3 protein-coding genes are annotated in these 3,409 nt (G+C 41.9%); 1 reads left to right on the top strand and 2 read right to left on the bottom strand.

Annotation, left to right across the window (positions count from 1 at the left end; genetic code table 11):
- Window positions 1-64: 64 nt before the first annotated feature.
- Complete coding sequence (locus ABUL11_RS05770; protein WP_350282914.1) at window positions 65-940, bottom strand: SDR family oxidoreductase; 876 nt, start codon at window positions 938-940, stop codon at window positions 65-67.
- Window positions 941-1,115: 175 nt separating this feature from the next.
- Window positions 1,116-2,651, bottom strand: a complete 1,536-nt coding sequence (locus tag ABUL11_RS05765; protein WP_350282913.1) for a cytochrome B6 — start codon at window positions 2,649-2,651, stop codon at window positions 1,116-1,118.
- A gap of 415 nt (window positions 2,652-3,066) precedes the next feature.
- On the opposite strand from ABUL11_RS05765, the gene ABUL11_RS05760 reads away from it, so the two are divergent.
- Window positions 3,067-3,409 (top strand): con-10 family general stress protein (locus ABUL11_RS05760; RefSeq protein ID WP_350282912.1); only part of this gene is annotated, 343 nt, incomplete at its 3' end.

Raw genomic sequence — 3,409 nt, 5'->3', positions numbered from 1 at the left:
TATTTCTGGATTCCGTTAAAAGTGAGGAATTATTCTTCAAAGAGCTTAAGTACAAATATTACAGCTATGAGCTGATAAAATCTCCACCATTCACATGAATTGCTTGACCTGTTACATACGTTGAATCTTTAGAAGCCAAATAAATATAAGCAGGTGCCAGTTCAGATGGCTGTCCGCGGCGCTCCATTGGTGTTTCTTCTCCATGTTTCTTAACTTTTTCGGCATCAAATGAGGCGGGAATTAGCGGGGTCCAGATTGGCCCGGGTGCTACCGAATTTACTCGAATTCCTTTGCCGCTTAGGTTTATGGATAAAGATCGCGTAAAAGTACTGATGGCCCCTTTGGTTGAAGAATAATCGATAAGTGTAGGAGAACCGCGATAAGCTGTAATAGAAGAGGTGTTGATGATGCTATCGCCTTTTTGCATGTGCGGTAAGGCTGCTTGTGTCATATAAAACATACTGAAGATATTCGTTTCGAAAGTTTCTAATAATTGAGCAGGAGTGATATTTAAGAAATTCTCTTGTGGAAATTGCTTACCTGCATTATTGACGAGTACGTTTAATTGACCAAATTCTTCTACCACTTCACTAATTAGCTGATAACAATTTTCCACTTTACTAACATCTGTGGCCAGCTTTAAACTTTTTACTCCATAAGGTTCAATCGCTTTAAGAGTATCCTCAGCATCTTCATGTTCATCCAGATAAATGATGGCAACATTGGCGCCTTCTTTTGCGAACCCAACAGCTACTGCACGTCCGATACCACTGTCGCCACCTGTAATCAATGCTACTTTACCTTTTAATTTCTCAGATCCTTTATAGCTTTTGTCATCATAAATCGGTTCTGGAGACATCTCATTTTCGAAACCTGGCTGTCTTGACTGCTCTTGTGGCTTTACTTGTTCGTCGATCGATTCAAATTCATCCTGTGTCATGAGTGGTTCTCCTTAAAGAAAGGGAATCATAAATTTGTTTAGGTCATTTTTGACAAAAGACATCTCTACTTTAAAAATAATTTACCGATCTAAATCAGGTGAGCCTGATCTAGATCGATATGAAAAATATAGAAAAGTTTCAATAAGTTCACTTCTGATTATTTCATTTGATTACTTATAATTGCCTCATATAAGCAACAAGATCAGACTTCTCCTCCTCCGTCAGTTTGAGTTGTAGGATCAGATTAAAAAATTCCACTGTGTCTTCAAGAGTGAGCAAACGGCCATCGTGCAGATAGGGAGGGCTGTCTTTGATGCCGCGAAGTGTAAAAGTTTTCATCGGCCCATCACCCGGCTCGTTCAGAAAGCGCTCGAGTTTGAGGTCGTGCATTTGATTATCGAGAAATGCGGGGGGTTGATGACAACTTGAACATTGACCCTTGCCAAAGAAGATAGCTTCTCCTCGAAGTTCTTCTTTAGTAGCTTTTGAACGATCTAACCGCCCTTGGCTATCCAGTTTAGGTGCCGGGGGGAAATCCAGCATGTTCTGAAACTGTGCCATATGGCTTACATGGATCCGATCGAGGACTGGAAATCCCTTTTTCATTGCATGGATAGGATCTCCGTTAAAATAAGCCGTACGAAATTCAAATTCTGTGAAATCTTCGACAGAGCGCAAGCTGCGTTTTGAGCCATGTATCTGTTGCGCATAGAGTCCGCGCAGACTTACCGTGTCCAGCCGGAATCTCCGTTCCTCGGGCCGTGTATCGGGGTTCAAGTGAAACTGTCCTGTTGTATGACCATTCACATGGCAATCCAAGCATGTAACACCCAGGCTGGGCTGTGCACTTTTACGATCATCGGTCGGATTGAATTCTTCCTGCGGTAGAGGAGTAAGTAACATCTGAAGCCCGTTAAGCTGAACCGGAGTCAAGATATCCTTGAATAAGCGATAAAAATTGTTGATTGATACTACTTCTCCACGTGACACATCCCCCAGTTCGGGCCTGTTTTGAAGGAAAATTGCCGGAGGAAACTCTGGCAAGAATGCTTCAGGTAAATCGAACTCTACGTCGAAGCGCTCCAATCTTGGGAACATCTTAGTTTGTACTGGCGGGAAAACCTGCCCACCGGTTACTTGCTTCGGATGGGGTAACGCAGGGTATGGGAAGAGGTCCTTGTTGCGTATTTCTTTGGGTGACAACTCTGCCAGTTTCTGCCAGCTTATTCCGTCTTGTAATCTGGCGGTAGGGCCTACTGCCAGCGGTTTGCCACGAGTCATGGTTGCTTTTGGATCCAAACGCGGGGTCAGATTGTAGCGTTTGAGCAGCAGATCACGCTGCGTTTTCATGACCGCAGGGCGTTGCTTTTCGTCAGCTTTCATCGTTTCTTCAAAGGTCTGCATTGGTTCTTTTGCATTGAGCGGGTCGCGATAAAAATCGAATCCTTTTACTTTGCCCTCATCTGGCTGATTCTGGAATGCAGATGAAGAGGGCGATGCATTAGAGGCAGCAAAAATATCAGACCGGTCATGCTCGGTTTTCTTCTGTTCTGTACCGGTGGTAGGGGGGTGTCGGGGTGTTTGTGCCTCAAATATCGCATCTGATGATTGAGCGAGCAATTCGTAACTCGTTTGACTGAAAGCAGGGTTTATTACTCCCGCTAGGCTACTCAATCCCAAGCTCAACCACACAATATCTCTCTTTCTCATGTGAGTCTCCTTTTTAAATACAAATATTGTTATCAGACGGCCTTTCCTGCCCCGATATGAAGTTGTTAACTCCATATGTGATCTTGTTCCATGAAAGCTGTGTACTGGAGACCACACATTCTTCTCAATATTTTTATTATTCTTCAGGAGTCATAGCGCTTCAATTACCCATGCAGGTCGTCCAAAGCGGATAGCCATTACCAAACTGTAGACATCTGGCCATGGTTATTACTGGCATATGCCAGCAAAATAAGATTACACCTTTTGACATAACCTGTTAAATAAAATATTAAAGAATAATTAAATATAAAATCAAATTCATCATTTAAACTTATATTTAAATCATATTTATAAATAGTTGTATAGAATTATTCTTATTTATTGAAAATATTTATTTAAATTAAATATATTATTTATGAACTTTTTAAAGACTCATCTATCGGACCTTAAAGCATCAAAGTTCCAGATGCTTTTTATTCATTATTTTATTGTTAATGATGACAAAAGTAAGGAGATAACGATGGCTACCAATAAACAGAATCGAGATTCAGATCATAATGAAGGTCAAGGTTTTGCTGGAATGGACCCTAAACGTCAACGAGAAATCGCAAGTGAAGGTGGAAGAGCGGCTCATGAAAGTGGTAATGCCCATGAATTCGATTCAGAGGAAGCTCGAGAAGCTGGTCGCAAAGGTGGCAAGGCAGCTCATGAAAGTGGTAATGCCCATGAATTCGATTCAGAGGAAGCTCGAGAAGCTG

Origin of the sequence: Nitrosomonas sp. (assembly GCF_040256045.1) — a bacterium.
Taxonomy (GTDB): domain Bacteria; phylum Pseudomonadota; class Gammaproteobacteria; order Burkholderiales; family Nitrosomonadaceae; genus Nitrosomonas.
Note: the sequence above shows the minus strand (reverse complement) of the source record. Positions and strands in the feature narration are given on the sequence as shown.